The sequence below is a fragment of the Ignavibacteria bacterium genome (assembly GCA_041649015.1).
In the GTDB taxonomy this organism is placed as follows: Bacteria; Bacteroidota; Ignavibacteria; order Tepidaquicellales; family Tepidaquicellaceae; genus CAIKZJ01.
This window is the reverse complement of record JBAZNU010000001.1, coordinates 466,823-484,039: the sequence shown is the minus strand read 5'-3', so window position 1 is coordinate 484,039 and position 17,217 is coordinate 466,823. Positions and strand designations below refer to the sequence as shown.

Annotated in this window: 11 protein-coding genes; 5 read left to right on the top strand and 6 right to left on the bottom strand. The window is 36.6% G+C overall.

The genetic code is table 11. The features are described 5' to 3' along the window. From WC644_02080 to WC644_02070, 3 genes are all read left to right on the top strand, one after another. Nucleotides 1–627: a DUF4136 domain-containing protein gene (locus WC644_02080; protein MFA5010718.1), complete on the top strand. Its 627-nt coding sequence runs from the start codon at nt 1–3 to the stop codon at nt 625–627. A 25-nt stretch (nt 628–652) separates the two neighbouring features. Then, nucleotides 653–1,279, top strand: coding sequence for a hypothetical protein (locus WC644_02075; GenBank protein MFA5010717.1), 627 nt, complete (start codon nt 653–655; stop codon nt 1,277–1,279). 123 nt (nt 1,280–1,402) lie between these two features. Further along, nucleotides 1,403–3,307 (top strand): amidohydrolase family protein, encoded by a 1,905-nt coding sequence (locus WC644_02070; protein MFA5010716.1) that lies wholly within the window; start codon nt 1,403–1,405, stop codon nt 3,305–3,307. Here the strand turns inward: WC644_02070 and WC644_02065 are convergent. After that, nucleotides 3,288–3,416, bottom strand: coding sequence for a hypothetical protein (locus WC644_02065; protein MFA5010715.1), 129 nt, complete (start codon nt 3,414–3,416; stop codon nt 3,288–3,290). The genes WC644_02070 and WC644_02065 overlap by 20 nt on opposite strands. A gap of 927 nt (nt 3,417–4,343) precedes the next feature. Between WC644_02065 and WC644_02060 the strand changes: the two genes are divergently transcribed. Together WC644_02060 and WC644_02055 are read left to right on the top strand one after the other, a co-directional pair. Next, nucleotides 4,344–5,576 carry a T9SS type A sorting domain-containing protein gene (locus WC644_02060; protein ID MFA5010714.1) on the top strand — a complete coding sequence of 411 codons (1,233 nt, stop codon included), beginning with the start codon at nt 4,344–4,346 and terminating at the stop codon, nt 5,574–5,576. Nucleotides 5,577–7,730: 2,154 nt separating this feature from the next. Beyond that, a complete protein-coding gene (locus WC644_02055) occupies nt 7,731–8,396 on the top strand; it encodes a metallophosphoesterase (GenBank protein ID MFA5010713.1) in 666 nt (221 codons plus the stop codon). Nucleotides 8,397–9,156: 760 nt separating this feature from the next. Here the strand turns inward: WC644_02055 and WC644_02050 are convergent. From WC644_02050 to WC644_02030, 5 genes are read right to left on the bottom strand one after another with little or no spacing between them, the layout of a single operon-like run. Beyond that, complete coding sequence (locus WC644_02050) at nt 9,157–11,850, bottom strand: DEAD/DEAH box helicase family protein (protein MFA5010712.1); 2,694 nt, start codon at nt 11,848–11,850, stop codon at nt 9,157–9,159. 35 nt (nt 11,851–11,885) lie between these two features. Beyond that, nucleotides 11,886–12,098, bottom strand: coding sequence for a KTSC domain-containing protein (locus WC644_02045; protein ID MFA5010711.1), 213 nt, complete (start codon nt 12,096–12,098; stop codon nt 11,886–11,888). Nucleotides 12,099–12,102: 4 nt separating this feature from the next. Next, entirely contained in the window at nt 12,103–13,872 is a 1,770-nt protein-coding gene (locus WC644_02040; GenBank protein MFA5010710.1) for a helicase HerA-like domain-containing protein, read from the bottom strand. Then, on the bottom strand, nt 13,869–15,068 hold the full coding sequence (locus WC644_02035; GenBank protein MFA5010709.1) for an SIR2 family protein: 1,200 nt from the start codon (nt 15,066–15,068) through the stop codon (nt 13,869–13,871). The genes WC644_02040 and WC644_02035 overlap by 4 nt, the downstream gene beginning before the upstream one ends. A gap of 12 nt (nt 15,069–15,080) precedes the next feature. Beyond that, nucleotides 15,081–16,949 (bottom strand): site-specific DNA-methyltransferase, encoded by a 1,869-nt coding sequence (locus tag WC644_02030; GenBank protein ID MFA5010708.1) that lies wholly within the window; start codon nt 16,947–16,949, stop codon nt 15,081–15,083. Nucleotides 16,950–17,217: the final 268 nt, after the last annotated feature.

The following is a 17,217-nucleotide window of genomic DNA, read 5'->3' as shown; positions in this document are numbered from 1 at the left end:
ATGAGGAAAAGAAAATTACTTTTAAGTATGATGCTTACGTTATTTGTTATAACCGCATCATTAATGCTTTATTCATGCTATCCGTACAGCAGCACAAATCCTTCGGATTTTGATGTTGTTGTAACTCTGCATGACGACCTCGGCAACTTCAGGGGTCAGTATAAAAAATATGTTATGCGTGATTCTATTGCACACATCTCGGACGGAGTGAGCAGCAATTCGGTAACAAGAGAGTACGACAATTTAATCCGCTCAAAGGTTGTCAACAACCTGACAAACTTTGGTTACACCCGCGTTACCGATACAGCGGTCGCTGACGTAATAATCACTCTCGCAGTCGCAAAATCAACATCCGTGTACATCAGCAGCTACTATCCTGATCCGTACTGGTTCTGGGGATACGGACCCGGTTATTATCCGTGGACGGCGGCTTATGCCGTAACGACAGGTTCCGTTCTGACCACGATGTACGATAAGAACAAGTACAAACCGGGAACGACTCAAAGGTCGGCAGTCTGGATGAGTATCTTAAACGGTGCGTTAAACGGAACAGATGCTTCATCAAGGATATCCGGCGGAATAGATAAAAGTTTTTCACAGTCGCAGTATTTAAAAGCAGCAAATTAATATTGTTAAACTTAAACCGAATAAAATGAAAACTATAAAATATATTCTTTACATAATGACTGTCCTTTTGCTGCTTCCGGGTTCAGGTGCGAAAGCACAGTCAGGCAACGAGTTTTTCCTTAGTTACAACTTCGGCGTACCGCTTGCAGACACGAAAGAATACGTACCGACAGTAAGTTACATAGGAGCAGAAATAAACTATAAATATTTTTTAAAGAAGAACATAAGCCTCAGTCTTTCGGCAGGCTGGAACGTGTTCTACAAGGAGACGAACGAACTTCTTTCTCTTCCAAACGCAGACGTTTCGGGATTGCAGAACAGGTACATAAACACAGTTCCGCTGCTTGCGGGTGTACAGTATTATTTTGGAAAAGATAATAACAACATGCGTCCTTATTTGGGTGTGAACGCAGGAGCATTGTATCTTACAAGAAGGCTGCAAATAGGTGTTTACGACCTTACAGAAAGTAGCTGGCATTTTATGGTACAGCCTGAAATAGGGATTCTTTTAGAAATAGACCGTTATTCTGATTTATTGTTCGGAGTAACATACAACTACGGAACACCAACCAAAAGCGATATAACCGGCAAAGATGTAACAGAGTCATGGATTGGCATAAAACTCGGCTACGGATGGAAAGCTCCGTTCTAAACGATTTGGTAGTTATTATTTTACAATAAAATAGTCCTTATGCTTGCTTCCCCGCCTCCTGTCAAAGCAGGATGGCGCGGTTGCAGGATTGGATAGTTAATCATTAAGTTAAAAACCAATTATATGAGAAGGTTTAATTTAACGCTTATCGCTTTGCTGATTCTTATCTGTTCATCACAGTTAATTAAATCACAAACAAGGTATGAACCGGCAGACGCAATCTATTTTGGCGGCGATATTATCACAATCGAAGATTCCTCTCCTCATGCTGAAGCAGTCGCAGTAAAAGACGGGAAAATTATCGCTGTCGGGAAAAAACACGATGTGTTTAAACACAAAGTAAATGCAACAGTATTGTACGACCTCGAAGGTAAAACCCTTATGCCCGGACTCATCGATAACCACTTGCATCACAGTCTTGGAGGAATTCTTCTCTCTTTCGACTGGATTATGGCTGAAGAATGGGTGCTGCCGGATAGACATATATATCCTACCATAGGAAGGGAAGATTATATTGCAGGGATGATAAAACTCGAAAAAAGTAAATCCGACCCTGCTGAATGGCTCAATGTGTTCGGTTATGCAAGTTATTTTCATGGTAAAATAACACGTGCCGACCTCGACAGTATTTCGTCAACCCGCCCTATAGCACTCTGGCAGAGGTCTTTCCATGAAACAATATTAAATTCAAAAGCACTTGAGATACTCGGCTTTACGAAAGAAAACACTGTGAATCCGCAGATAAATTTTGAAGAAGGACATTTTGAAGAAGCAGGCCAGCAGATGATTCTTCTTCCTAAAATCATTCCCGTTGTGGGTACCGCCGATAAAATCAGAAAAGGACTAATCGAAGAATCTATCGGTCTTCATTCGGCCGGAGTTACTGCTTGCGTTGACCCGCTCGGTGTACTCGGCCTGAATGCCGAACAGGATAAAATAGCCCGCGAAATTCACGACGGCAAAAACGTCCCATACAGAACTTACATCGCCCTTGACGCAAGAATGTTTGTCCCGCAGTTTGATGAAACTAAATGGCTTTACACAATTAAGAATGCCGAAAAAATGTCCGGCGAGAAAATTGTTTTTCTTAATACCGACGCAAAAACTTTCTGCGACGGGGGATTCTTCAGCCAGCTTATGCAGGTTAAGGAGCCATACTCGGACGGGCACGCAGGACAGTGGATATACGACCCTGCCATCCTTTTCAATGCCGCAAAACTGTATTATGATAACGGAATATCAAACCACATACACGTGAACGGTGATCTTGGTATTGATTCGCTGCTTGCTATGTACGGCAGAATTACTGGCGGCGGAAAAATTTCAGGCAGCAGGGTTGTCTTTGACCATGTTGGCTTATCAGACCCCGACCAGATTGCTAAGATGAAAGAAATGGGAATAATGGCATCGGTTAATCCCTACTACCTTACGGCTCTCGGTGACATTTACGGAAAAACAGGTCTCGGTCCCGAAAGAGCTCATTATATATCAAGAGTCGGAAGCCTTGTCCGCAGCGGTATAATAACCGCACTGCATTCTGACTACACTATGGCTCCGGCTCAGCCGTTGTTTCTTGCTTGGTGCGCCGTAAATAGGATTGGCTCATCAGGCAAAGTTCTCGGACCGGAGGAAAGAGTCACAGTCGAGGAAGCACTGAAACTCATTACTATTAACGAAGCAAAACAATATGCACTCGATAACGAAATCGGAAGTATAAAAGAAGGAAAGAAAGCAGATTTCGTAATTCTTGAATCAAATCCTCTGAAAATTGACCCTATAAAACTGAAAGATATTAAAATATTAGCGACAGTATTTGAAGGCACATATTTTAAAGTTGAGAATCCAAAAAATAGCGGTGTCGATATCGAACTCTGGAAACACAACGAGGAAAATCGCCGGCTTGCCGTGATAAAATACACAAGCTCCGACCCGCACGCAAAACACCAGTACTTAGAACTCGCTTATGGTAGCGCCTGTATGTGCAGTACACTGGGAAACATTGCTATGATTATGCACGGAATGCGTTAAGAGCAGCAAAAGCAGCCAGAGCAGCAAAAGCAGTAAGTGAAGTAAAAATAGTAAGAACGGAGAGAGCAGCAGGATACATAAATAATATAAAAATTTCATTATGTTTCATGTTACTCTCTCCCCGCTTCGTTTGCTCTAAGCAATAAAATATGCTCTTCTTAGTGGTCTTCTTATTCTTAGAGTTATAATCTTTTCTCTTGCTCTAAACAATAAAAAATGTTCTTCTTAGTGCACTATCCGTAAAAACAGTGTAATAAAAACCCATTTATCTTTACTTTTTCACCGAATTAATAAATTTTATAAATGCTCTCTTTGCGACCTTTGCTCTTCTTTGCGGCCTCTGCGTTAAAATCTCTATCCTTTATTTTTCTCTGTTTTGTTTCTAGCCATAGGCTACGCGGTGTACTCTGTGCTTTAGCGGTAAAATTTTTAACTAACAACTGACAACTAACAACTGTGCGTTCTTTGCATCCCGATTCTCTTTATCGGGACTCTCCCCGTTCTTCTCTGCTTCCTCTGCAACCTTTGCGGTTAGAATTTTTATCATATGTTTTTCCCTATTTTTTTGTAGCTTAAGGCTACGTCGTGTTATAGATATTTAAAATATCTTTTCTCTTATTTTTATTTCTTTTTCTCAGTGTTCTACGTGCCTTAGTGGTAAAATGACTTCGCAAAAGAATAAATCTCTTCTTTGTGTTTTGGTGCTTTAGTGGTAAAATGCACTTCGCAATAGAATAAGTCTCTTCTTGGTGTTTTGGTGCTTTAGTGGTAAATATTTTAACCAACTAACAACTGTGCGCTCTTTGCATCCCGATTCTCTTTATCGGGACTCTCCCCGTTCTTCTCTGCTTCCTCTGCGACCCTTGCGGTTGAAATATCTTGCTCTTAGCATTAAATTAATTTATTCTGTGTACTCTGTGCTTTAGCGTTAAAATTTTTAACTAACGACCAACAACTATCCACCAACAACTGCCCCTTTCTCCAAATTTATTGCTAATAGCATTGAATTTGCTTCCCCTGTTATTTAACTTATAAGATGGTCAAAAATATATTAAAACTCGTATTAGCTTATTTGCTGTTAACAAGCGTTTCTTACGCTCAGGTTAAAATTGTGTCTTACAATCTCCTCGGATACCCGGGAAATGACACTGCAACTCGTAATCCTTATTTCAGGACGGTTATCAACTCTCTAGATCCCGATATTCTTGTCGTTCAGGAAATGACTTCACAGGCAGGAATTAATGCATACCTAAACAACGTCATGAACGTTGGAAGAAACGATTTCGAAGCAGGTACTTTCATTAACGGTCCTGATACCGATAACGGTATTTATTTCAGAAACAATATTTTTATCTTCTTAAGTAATACCCCAATCAAAACTGCTCTTCGTGATATAAACGAATTTAAACTCGTTCACATAATAACTAAAGATACACTGCGCATATATTCTGTGCATTTAAAAGCAAGTTCTGGCTCTGCGAACGAACTTCTTAGAGCCGCGGAAGTTGACAGTCTGAGAAAAGTTACAGACGCTTTGCATCCGGGATCAAACTTCATAGTTTGCGGTGATTTTAATATATACGGTTCAAATGAACTTGCATATCAGAAACTCATGCAAATAACATCAGTAACGGACGGAAATTTCAACGACCCGCTTAACTTAACAGGTACATGGAACAACCCCGCATACGCTATATATCATACGCAGTCTCCCCGTGTAAGGTCTTTCGGAGGCGGTGCAACCGGCGGAATGGATGACAGGTTTGATATGATGTTGTATTCAAATGCGGTGAAAAACCCGGGCGGCATTACTTACGTTGCCAATTCACTCGTTGCTTACGGAAACGACGGAAACCATTTTAACGACTCTATTAACAGAATGCCTAATACTGCTGTATCACAGGAAATCGCAAACGCATTGCATTATACATCCGACCATCTCCCTGTTTACTCATTATTTACATTTGAAGCCACAACATCTATTGCAAACGCAACAGACGTTATAAACGATTACAGTCTAAACCAGAATTATCCTAACCCATGGAACCCGGTTACCAAAATAAGTTTTCAGATACCAAGGTCATCATTTGTAACTATTAAAGTATTCAGCATATTAGGAAAAGAAATGCAAACTTTAATCAGCAAAGAAATGAATCAGGGTTACTATGAAATAAACCTCAACGGCTCTTCATTGCCCGGAGGTGTGTATTTCTACAGAATGACAACCGAAGATTTCTCCGATACAAAACGTATGATACTGATAAAATAAAACAGCACAGTTTCAATAAAATATAAATTTATTCCATATTTGCTCTTATGGTAACGTAAGCTTCCAGCTTGCGAAAAGAATATTTATACATTCTATGTTAAAAAAATCTTGTCATTCCCTGGTGATTTTACAGGGAATCTTCTCCATTACCAGTATTTCTTTCTAGCTTCTGGTTTGTCACCGCGAAGTTCATTTTAATACTAACCCCGATTTTCATTCCCGAAAGTTTTTATCGGGAATCTAATCCATTACCGGTATTTCTTTTTAGCTCCTGGTTTGTCACCGCGAAGTTCGTTTCAATACTAACCCCGATTGTCATTCCCGAACGTTTTTATCGGGAATCTAATCCATTACCGGTATTTCTTTTTAGCTCCTGGTTTGTCACCGCGAAGTTCGTTTCAATACTAACCCCGATTGTCGTTTCAATACTAACCCCGATTGTCATTCCCGAACGTTTTTATCGGGAATCTAATCCATTACCAATATTCCTTTCTAGCTTCTATCATAAAATTTTAGTTTTGAAACATACCCCGCTTCGTACAGTAAAAAGTTCTTTTATTATCCAATTGCTCTTAGCTATAAATACAATCTCTTCTCTGCTTCCTCTGAGCACTCTGCGCTAAAAACTTCTTTTATTATTCAATTGTTCTTAGCAATAAATACAATCTCTTCTCTGCGACCCTTGCTCCACTTTGCGTCCTCTGAGCACTCTGCGCTAAAAACTTCTTTGTTATCCAATTGCTCTTAGCAATAAATACAATCTCTTCTCTGCTTCCTCTGCGACCTTTGCGGTAGAAATTTCTTTGTTATTCAATTTCTCTTAGCTATAAATACAAGCTCTTCTCTGCCTCCTCTGCGACCTTTGCGGTAAAAATTTCTTTTGTTATTCAATTGCTCTTAGCAATAAATACAAGCTCTTTTCTGCGACCCTTGCTCTTCTTTGCGTCCCCTGGGAACTCTGCGGTAAAAATTTCTTAGTTATTCAATTGTTCTTAGCAATAGATACAAGCTCTTCTCTGCTTACTCTGCGATCCTTGCTCCTCATTGCTTCCTCTGCGACCTTTGCGGTAGAAATTTCTTTGCTATCCAATGGCTCTTATCAATAAATACAATCTCTTCTCTGCGACCCTTGCTCCACTTTGCGTCCTCTGAGCACTCTGCGCTAAAAACTTCTTTGTTATCCAATTGCTCTTAGCAATAAATACAATCTCTTCTCTGCTTCCTCTGCACCTTTGCGGTAAAAAGTTCTTAGTTTTTCAATCGCTCTTAGCAATAAATATAAGCTCTTCTCTTCGATCCTTGTTCCTCTTTGCGTCCTCTGGGAACTCTGCGGTAGAAATTTCTTTGTTATTCAATTGTTCTTAGCAATAAAGAAAACTCTGCAGTAAAAAGTTCATTTATTATTCAATTGTTCTTAGCAATAAATACAATCTCTTCTCTGCTTCCTCTGCGACCTTTGCGGTAGAAATTTCTTTGTTATTCAATTGTTCTTAGCAATAAAGAAAACTCTGCAGTAAAAAGTTCATTTATTATTCAATTGCTCTTAGCAATAAATACAATCTCTTCTCTGCTTCCTCTGCGACCTTTGCGGTAGAAATTTCTTTGTTATTCAATTGTTCTTAGCAATAGATACAAGCTCTTCTCTGCGATCCTTGCTCTTCTTTGCGTCCCCTGGGAACTCTGCGGTAAAAATATCTTTGTTATTCAATTGCTCTTAGCAATAGATACAAGCTCTTCTCTGCGATCCTTGCTCTTCTTTGCGTCCCCTGGGAACTCTGCGGTAAAAACTTCTTTGTTATTTAATTGTTCTTAGCAATAAATACAATCTCTTCTCTGCGACCTTTGCGGTAAAAAGTTCTTAGTTATTCAATCGCTCTTAGCAATAAATACAAGCTCTTCTCTGCTTCCTCTGCGACCTTTGCGGTAGAAATTTCTTTGTTATTCAATTGTTCTTAGCAATAAATACAATCTCTTCTCTGCGACCCTTGCTTTTCTTTGCGTCCCCTGGGAACTCTGCGGTAGAAAGGTTCTTTTGTTTGATCTAATATTTTTTCCTCTCGTTTTGGATAAATGAGAACCGTATCCTTTCAAAGGATACATTTATGCAGAACAACAAAGAATAATTTTGTTTATATTTATAAACAACAAATTAACATGATAGCAGTCATAGGCGATATACACGGTTGTTACCACACGCTCGAAAACCTTTACGGAACGATAAAAAACTATACCTCAGAAATATACAGCGTGGGCGACTTGATCGACAGAGGTAAACACTCAAAGTCAGTCGTTCAGTTTTGCATAGATAAAAATATAATCCCTGTAAAAGGCAACCATGAAGAAATGATGTTAACGTCAATCAACAGATACTTATCTTCTCCCTCAGGGGCAATAAACTTCGGATTTGACATGTGGCGGGCAAACGGCGGACTTGAAACAATCAGAAGTTACGGTGATTTTAACGAGTACAACCCCTTAAAAAACTTTGAAGACAAACTTGAACAAAACGGGCATTACGGATTCTTTCTGAACCTGCCTTTAATGATAGAGATAGAAAATACGGTTATAACTCATGCAGGAATAGCGGGCGGAATCCTCGACGACAGTGTTCTCTGGAATAGAAGACGCCCGAAGAAACTTCACTGGTTTCAGGTATTCGGGCACTCACCAATAATAGATGCATCCTACATCGAAAACCATTACATCAACATAGATACCGGCTGTGTTTACGGCAGAAAACTCACCGCCGCAGTCATAAACCCCAAATCCAAAGAAGTCCTTCACATATTCTCCGAACCCATCAGCAATAACGACAAGTAAAAGCAGCAAGAGTAGTAAAAGCAGGAGGGTAACTTAAGCTTCCAGCTTGAGCACTCAAACAAGAAAGTTCGCCTTATATTATAAATCGCAATAGCAGCAAATGCAGGAGGGTAACTTAAGCTTCCAGCTTGAGCACTCAAACAAGAAAGTTAGCTTTATATTATAAATCGCAATAGCAGCAATAACATTAAAAGCAGTAACAAAAACATTTCCCTTACCTTTATGTCTACCTTTTTGCCCTCCTCTAGGCAATGACAGCCTCAAATTATCTTTGCTCTAATAATTTGCCGTTGCCTTTAGGCCCGCCTTTAGGCCCGCCTTTAGGCAACGGATAATTTAAGAAACCCCAAAAACATGGGCTTTAGCCCAATTCAAACTCACTAATATTTAACCAATAGCAAGAATAATATTGCCGTTGACTTCTGGCCTGTCTTTAAACTTGCTATTGGAGCTATCAACTAACAACCATTAACCAACAACCGCTCTTCCCCCTTTCTCATTGTGTCATCGAAGAATCAGAAGACTATCGTTTAAGCGTATCAAACAACAGCAGTAAATCTACAAGCTTCCGCATTTCAATTACTCTCGAGTAATCCCGAAAAAACAATATTCAGAAACCGCAGGAGGAGATAAAACAATATTTATCTCCTCCATGCATTTAATTACCCCAAAAACTATTTTTATCTTTTCATTTGGTTTACTGTTAAAAACGATAAACCAATATCAGGACAAGACATCTAGCTACTTGCGGCGGGGATGTTCATTTACTCAAATCTGTAACCGCTGAAACTCTTTTATAAACTACATTTTTAAAATCTTTAAAATGCGCCTTCCCGCATTCTATTTTCAGCTTTTCGCTGCCTCTAAGCTCCTGTCCTGCTGATTTCGTCTCAGCGACAAAATAAATTTTCTTTTGATCTTTAAATACAACTGCCCAGTCAGGACGATAGCCTCCAATTGGAGTTTTTATTTCAAACCAGTAAGGAAGTTTAAAGTAAAACTCTATTTGCTCACTGCTTTCACAATCCTTTGCGAATTGATTCTCAACACCACTATCAAGAGGAATATAGTTTTCGTATATCGTCTTATCGCTATTCTTTACCTTGAATGTAAAATCATCGAGATAGATTTCAAAGTCGGAATCATCGAAAAGTTTCATTTCATATACTTTCCCGCCGATTTTCTCATACTTAATACCGTCAATCATTAATTTATGTAATATCTCTTTAATTTTTGAAACAGCATTATCCATAAACATCTGGGGATTAATCAAAACCTCATTCAATCGCTTCGATCGTTTCAATATTTCCAATATCGTACTTCTCGTTAATTCTGTCTTACTTTGAATATAAGCAAGCACATCAGGTATATCAAATTGAAGTAAATTATCTTCAATAACACTATCACTTACCAGCATTCCCTCAACACCTTTATCTGTAATCAAAACTTTTCTTTTCGTTGACCTGACAGTTGGTTTTTTAATCTCATCCATATTATTCACTTCGTTTGCCGCAAGTGTTATAAGACTATCAGTATCATAATTTACATTATACTTTGTCTTATAATTAATCTTTTCCCAAATTTGCAGGAATTTTGGGTCTGCTTCAAAACCTTTTCGATATTTTACTTTCTTCTTTTTGCTTTTATTTTTTATTCTTCCGGTGAAATCTACGCCGCAATCTTCTTGAATCTCTCTTTGCAGCTCTCTAGCGAAATCTTCATATCTTTCGTTAGCAATTACAGTAAGTTTATTTATATTTCTATCAAATATTCTATCGCCGTTTTGATTAATGGATAAGCGTAATCCTCTTCCTATTTCTTGACGTTTTTTAATCTCTGATTTTGTTTCATTCAATGTACAAATCTGAAAAACATTAGGATTGTCCCAACCTTCGCGTAATGCAGAATGGCTGAATATAAACCGAAGAGGAACATTTATATCAAGAAGTTTTTCTTTATCCTGCATTATTAGCTTGTATGTATCATCGTCAATTTGCGATTCGCCCAATGTATCTTTAACTCTTCCCTTGCTGTCCTGAGAAAAATATCCATTGTGAATTGTGTTGACCGGATATGGAAGCAAATTTTTGTAATATGGTTTTGATATTTCATTCTGAAATAATTCTTCAAACCATTCAGCGAATTTACCTTTTAATGGATTTCCATCAGCATCGTATTCCCTGTAATTCTTAACTTTATCAATAAATAACAACGATAGTACCTTAATCCCTTTATCCTTATAAATCTTTTCTTTCCTTATATGCTCTTCAATAGTTTTCTTAATCATATATTTCATTATATCATCATTCATCCCGCCCTGCGTTTCGCCTTTTTTCAACACTATTCCATTATTCAATTCTATTTGTTCACTGCCATAATCGAACTCTTGAATCTTTATACCGTCATATCTTTCATTTTCCTTAGACAACTTGAATAAATCATTATTTCTTCCGCTTGAAGTTACAGATTTCCTTTTAATACCATCAGTTGTTAACACGTCAATTTTGATTTTCGCTTTTATTGCATTCCCTGTGCGTGTTATGTTTTCTAAATGAAGATAAGGACTATTAAAATCATTCTCACTTATAACCGAATCAACTTCAATTTGCTTGACCAAGCCTAAATCATATGCCTTTATAGGATTAAGTGAATAAACTAAATTATAAAGATTTGTATGAGTGGCTGAATATCTCAAAGTGCAAAGAGGATTTAAGCTTGCTATGGCTTTCTTACGATTATCCGTTTCCATATTCTGCGGCTCATCCATAATAACAATTGGCTTAGTGCTTTGAATAAATTCGATTGGTCTTTTACCTGTTAATTTATCGTTTGGTTTATTGATAATATTTAAATCCTTCGCAAAAGAATCAATATTGATAACTAAAATCTGTATTGAATTTGCGGATGCAAAACCTCTTAGGTTAGATACTTTTCTGCTGTCATAAACATCTGAAGTAACCTGCACTTTATCATAAAGGTTTTGAAAATGTTCTTCCGTTATTTGCAGATTTTTCAATACACCCTCACGAATAGCAATTGAAGGAACAACTATAACAAATTTTTTAAAACCGTATATTTTATTTAGTTCATAGACTGTTCGCAGATATACATAAGTTTTGCCTGTTCCTGTTTCCATTTCAAGAGAAAAATTCGGAAACCTTGTTGTTACTGTTACTTCTTGACCATTTTCATTCGCTTCTTTATATTTTAATTTGAGTAATGAATCTGAATCTTGAATATTATTTATTTTCTGGACATTATTCAGATTAAAGAGTAATTGTTCGTCAGTAAGATTTAATTTATTCCCGAATCCATTTTCATTAAGAAATGCACCCTGCTGCGAAATAGAGAATTCAAAATCACCACTGCTTAAAGGCTGCCCCTCAAAAATATCAGTTACAGCTTTAACTGCTTCTAACTGAAACTCCTGTTTACTGTCAAAGTGAAGTTTCATTTAAACTAAAACACTTTTCATAAATTATTAAAGTTTTAACCTACTTGCGATTCGGTATATTGTCCCTTAATATGCGCAAGAAAGTATTTACCAATTGAACCATTCATCAATTCATTGAAAACACTTTCAGGAACATCATAATATTGCCAAACAGCCCCTGTAGATTTGAATTCAATTTCAAGTGTTGAGGTATCAGGTTCATAACCTACACTCGTTGCTAAAGTTGACTCTACAAATTGTCTTTCCATATTTTTATAATTTTTGTTGTCTAATTTTTATCACTACCGCTTTGTAATTATCCTTATCAACTGGATGTGCTTTTTTCCATGCTTCAACCAAATTAGGGTCATCACTTGTTGGTCGAGGATTATTTAACTTAATTCTAACCCTTGATGGTATTTTTATTGATTCGCCAATAACTATTGCTTCCCCTGTCCTCAAAGCAGGAAGTAAATCAATTAAACTATTTAAGTTATCTGGTGCTGAAGATTTTACTATTGATTGGTCGTTTGAATTTGTTAGTCTCAATGCTATATAAGTACCAACTTGTGCTAAGATTGTTTCAGATATTTCTGACGGCCTTTGCGATATGATTAATGCTCCTAAACCGAATTTTCTTCCTTCTTTAAATATTTGCTCAACTGACTGTTTTGAATAAATATTATTTTCGTTTTTATTCAGATATGTATGAGCTTCTTCATAAGCGATTAGAAGAGGTCGTTGCTTCCCCGTATAACTTTCATTTCTACCCCAAAACATGCTATCATAAACGAAACGCGTTATTAACCCAATAGTAATATCTAAGACTTCGAAAGGAACACCACTTAAATCAAGGATCGCAAGTTTACTATTGCTGCCTATCCACTCATTAAGAAGATTATGTAAATCCTTTGTTCCAACTATTCCTTTAAAATCATCAGGATTAAAAAGGAAATCAAAACGACTATCCTTAAGCCTTGCTAGAATTTTCTTTTCGTATGAATAATATTCTTTATGTTGCGAAACATGTGGCGGCTTGTTATTAGAAGTAGTCAAATGTGAAGTAAATTTAGCTCCTATTAATTGTTCACAATTTCCTTCGTCTTCAATAATAGCATTATCTTTTGTCTGTTCATCCTTTTTAGTAGTTGGAAAGCTAGCATTCAACCACCAGTTCATTTCCCACCACAATTTTCTTGCACTAAAAGGTATCGGTGAATCTGCTGTAATATAATTTTTATTTATTGTTCCTGATTCTAATACATTATTTTCTTTCTTAAAATCAGAAATCAATTCCCTTAATTTTCTGTATTCAACTTTTTGGTCGTCCGAAGGTTTTGCACCAACAAGAAAGTAAGCTAACTCATCAAAATTCATCAACCAAAAAGGAATGAATAAAGGATTTGTGGTATCATTTATTTTAAATATCTTTGCATCAGGAAAGGCCGATGCGTATTCTCCATGTGGATCAACTAAAATTATTCTCGAGCCAATATAGTCTTTTAATATTGCCTTAAGAATGCTTACTGTTGTATTAGATTTGCCACTACCAGTTGAGCCAAGAATAGCACAATGGCGTAAAACTAACTTATGTATGTCGGTATAAACCGAAAGATTTTCTGACGATGAATGTTTTCCAATTTCTATAGAACCTTCATCTTTCTTTCCATAAATGTCAAATAGGTCTTTCTCTATTACCAAATGAACTTCATCGTTGATGGTCGGATAGGTTCCTATTCCTTTTTCAAAATCATCATCGCCAACTTTCTCACCAACAAGTTGAACGGACAAAAATCGTGAACCATAATCATATTTTACGAGAGATTCGTCTGCTTTGCTAGGTGTATTACTTACCGAAGATACAATTCCAAAGATTGTAATATTACCGATAGGCATTTTTACGAATGTTCCAATCTGTCCAATCTTGAATAATCGTCCATTGATTATTGGTGCAGCAGAAGGGATATCGTTTGAAACTTCAACTTCAACCGTGCCTGAATCAACACGAATGATTTTTCCTAAATATGTTATATCTGTTTTCATTTTACAATTGATTCAATTGCTCCTTTTTTTCCAGAATTGGTAATGAAAAAATTCACAAGTGCTTTGAAATCTCCTAAAATCAGTTTACTGTCAACTTCATTCCAGAAATGATCAAACTGCTTTTTGTCCTTTTTGAAATCCGATAATTCAGAAAACTCCCATTCACTTAAGTTGCCGTTAATGATTGCTTTCTTCGGACCGAATACATTTAAATTCATATAAGAAGATGTCAGGTTATGTAAGTTCTCAACCTCTTCGTCTTTAAAGAAAAATACTAAAGCTGATAACCTGTTATTTTGCCGTAAGCAATTAAAGATAATTTCGTTGATATGTTGGTCGGAAAAAGAATATCCTGTAAAAATGAAAAGTAGTTCCCCATTTAAGAGATAGTTTTTTAATCTGTCAAAGTAAGCAACGAAAGGTTGTTTTTTTGATGAATCATATTTTTCCTTTGATGGATAAATTACCAATTCGCCTTTTTCATCTTCTATGTTTTCAACCTTTCCAATGCGAATAATTTTAGGTGATTTTGCTTTTGCATCTTCCTTCCAAAACCAACTTAAAGACCCGTGAATTTTCCAAAGACGAATCCAGTTTTTTGTTAGGTCGTTATTGCCAACAAGCTTGTCAATGCTCTCTTGCCAAAAGAAAGGTTCATAAGCACCAACGAAACCGTCAAAGTAAGGAATTTGGCTAGACTCCATAGATTTCTCAATTATTAAATCGTAGTTAGTTGTAAACACTTCTTTTGAAAATTCTCCCTTTAGAATACTAAGCCATGCAAAAAATTTCTTTGTTGTATCAAGGTCGGCAACTTTCTCTTTTTTCAAAATAAGGCTATATATTTTAGTGCAAATTTCTTTGTCAAGTTTTTTTGCTGCCTCGCCGCTAACTCCAGCATAACTTTTTACTGCTGCTTCTCCTGTTAATTCTCTTATTCGTCTGATATGATTTAGAATGTCTTCAATGTTTACAATTCTTGGGGCTTTTGCTGGTATCAAATCAGTTTTTATAAGTCCAAAATGAGTTTTAAAATCGTCTATTAATGCTGCTTCAATTTCGATTGTGAGTTGCTCAACATTTGGAATACCTAATGCACATGATGTTCCTGCTCCAAAAAAGAAACCGATATTCTTTGAATATGATAGTTGATTTTTAAGTTCTCGTATTTCACTTACTAAATTAATTTTATCCATAAATGTTTAATACTAAATAGTTTTAAAATCGATTTCTACGTCCTTCATTTGAAGGACGGTGTTTGTTTTTAGCTGGTCGTTGCCTGTGAATAATTTGTCGAGTGTTATCACTTTTTTCGGTTTTGCTGAGATTATTTTGTCTATTAGTTTTTGAGTTATTTTGTCTAATGCTATTATAAGTTCGCCGACGTTTATTGAGTAGTATTCCGTTTGCGGATTTTTACCGTTTGATGATATTTTCTGAACTTTGTCCGTTAGCAAATAACCGGATTTGAGCAATAGTTCGTAAAGCATGCTTTCGGTTTCGCTTCCTTCTTTTACAGGATTTGCAAATGCATCAAGTTGTGTTTCTAAATTATCTTCAGTGATTTCATTGCCTCTCCATATCTTGAAGTTGGACGAAGAAAGTTTGAATACTTTGAATCCTAAATCGCGTTTTCCTTTTTCAAATAGTTCGGGCCTGTCTTCTTTTTCAATTTTTTGAATCACTCTGCGGATGCGCTCTTTTCCAATATCAGAAATTGTTTTGTAACCTGCTTTGTATGCATCGCTTTCTTCGTTGCATAGTTCAGGAAGTTGAACAAGAATAAATTTTCTGTTTCCGCCTTCTTCTTTGTTGAGTTCTAATACTGCTTGGGCTGTTGTTGCTGAACCTGCGAAGAAGTCCAAAATAATATCATCATTATTAGCAGCCTGATTTATTAGTGTTTTGACAATTGATGTTGGTTTAGGAAATTTTAATGTTTCCATTTCCATTAGCTCCCTTAATTCTTTTGTCCCCTGTGATGTAAAATCAACATCTAATAGACTAGAGAATCCAGTAAAGTCATTATTTAGCTCGTTAAGATATCTCTTAAATCTAGGCTTAGATAAGGGATTTTTAGGCCATATTATTCTATCTTCATTTATAAGTTCTTCAACTTTTGATCTTTGAAAACGCCATCCATTCTCAGGTGAAGGTTCATATTCAAGCTTAGAAATAGGATTGACGATAATATAGTGTAAATTAGGTCTTTTGTCTTTAGTTGCAATACCGTCCATAGGAGAACTCATCCAAGGACCTCTTATATCACTGTCTGGATTGCTATATTTTGTTTTATCAATTTCTTTTCCTCTAATTCTATTGCCGTTATTTTTTTCAAAACATAAAACATATTCGTGATCAATTGAAGCCCCGGTCAAAGCTCGACTATCAACATTTTGTCTGCTGTGCCAAATAAATTCCGCAATAAAATTCTCTTCCCCAAATATCTCATTCATAATCAAACGAAGATTGTGAACTTCATTGTCATCAATGTGGACAAAGATAACTCCGTCGTCCCGCAATAAATTTTTTGCTAGGAATAGACGGGGATACATCATACTTAGCCAGTTGCTGTGGTAATGTCCGCTATCCTTGCTGTTTTTGCGAAAAAAACCTTCTTTCATCAGATAGCCGTCCTCATCTTTTTCTCCGATTCGTTTTTGATACTCTTCTCTGCTCTCTTTGAAACTATCGGGATAGATAAAACTGTCACTTCCTGTGTTATAAGGTGGGTCAATTATTATGCATTTTACCTTTCCGTAGTATGCCTTTTGCAAAACTTTCAGAACTTCAAGGTTTTCACCTTCAATAAAAACATTTTCAGTTGTTTCAAAGTTAATTGATTCATCGGGAACGGGCTTCAGTGTTGCAGTTGTGGATTGTTGTAGAACTTTAAATGCTTCACTCTTTCCTGCCCAGTTCAAGACATATCTTTCATTGTTAAACTCTACGTTTTCCTTCCCAAGCGTTGCCTGAAGTTTTTCCCAGTCAACTTTTCCCTCCGTAACCACTTCGGGAAAAACTGATTTTAGTTTATCTATCTGGTCTTTCGTAATATTTAAAGATTCTCCTGTCATAAAAATTCAATGATATTAACAAAAATAACAAACCTATATATTTAAACATATACATTTAATACAGATAAAAAAATAACAGACTGCTAATCCAAACAGATTTATACTGTCCAATTGTCGTCTGATTAATACGAGTTCTAATTTATTAATAACTACGTGCTTGCACCAGCAAAAAAGCACCTCGCAAAGTTCCCTCACCTCCACGCCATCTCTTCCACCTAAAACAAGGACTCTTTCCCGATAGATGGGAAGGAGTCTTTTGTTAGAGCCC

Excerpts from the sequence above, each read along its gene's own strand:
- WC644_02080 (MFA5010718.1), top strand. The coding sequence starts at position 1 with ATGAGGAAAAGAAAATTACTTTTAAGTATGATGCTTACGTTATTTGTT.
- WC644_02075 (MFA5010717.1), top strand. The coding sequence starts at position 653 with ATGAAAACTATAAAATATATTCTTTACATAATGACTGTCCTTTTGCTG.
- WC644_02070 (MFA5010716.1), top strand. The coding sequence starts at position 1,403 with ATGAGAAGGTTTAATTTAACGCTTATCGCTTTGCTGATTCTTATCTGT.
- WC644_02065 (MFA5010715.1), bottom strand. The coding sequence starts at position 3,416 with ATGAAACATAATGAAATTTTTATATTATTTATGTATCCTGCTGCTCTC.
- WC644_02060 (MFA5010714.1), top strand. The coding sequence starts at position 4,344 with ATGGTCAAAAATATATTAAAACTCGTATTAGCTTATTTGCTGTTAACA.
- WC644_02055 (MFA5010713.1), top strand. The coding sequence starts at position 7,731 with ATGATAGCAGTCATAGGCGATATACACGGTTGTTACCACACGCTCGAA.
- WC644_02050 (MFA5010712.1), bottom strand. The coding sequence starts at position 11,850 with ATGAAACTTCACTTTGACAGTAAACAGGAGTTTCAGTTAGAAGCAGTT.
- WC644_02045 (MFA5010711.1), bottom strand. The coding sequence starts at position 12,098 with ATGGAAAGACAATTTGTAGAGTCAACTTTAGCAACGAGTGTAGGTTAT.
- WC644_02040 (MFA5010710.1), bottom strand. The coding sequence starts at position 13,872 with ATGAAAACAGATATAACATATTTAGGAAAAATCATTCGTGTTGATTCA.
- WC644_02035 (MFA5010709.1), bottom strand. The coding sequence starts at position 15,068 with ATGGATAAAATTAATTTAGTAAGTGAAATACGAGAACTTAAAAATCAA.
- WC644_02030 (MFA5010708.1), bottom strand. The coding sequence starts at position 16,949 with ATGACAGGAGAATCTTTAAATATTACGAAAGACCAGATAGATAAACTA.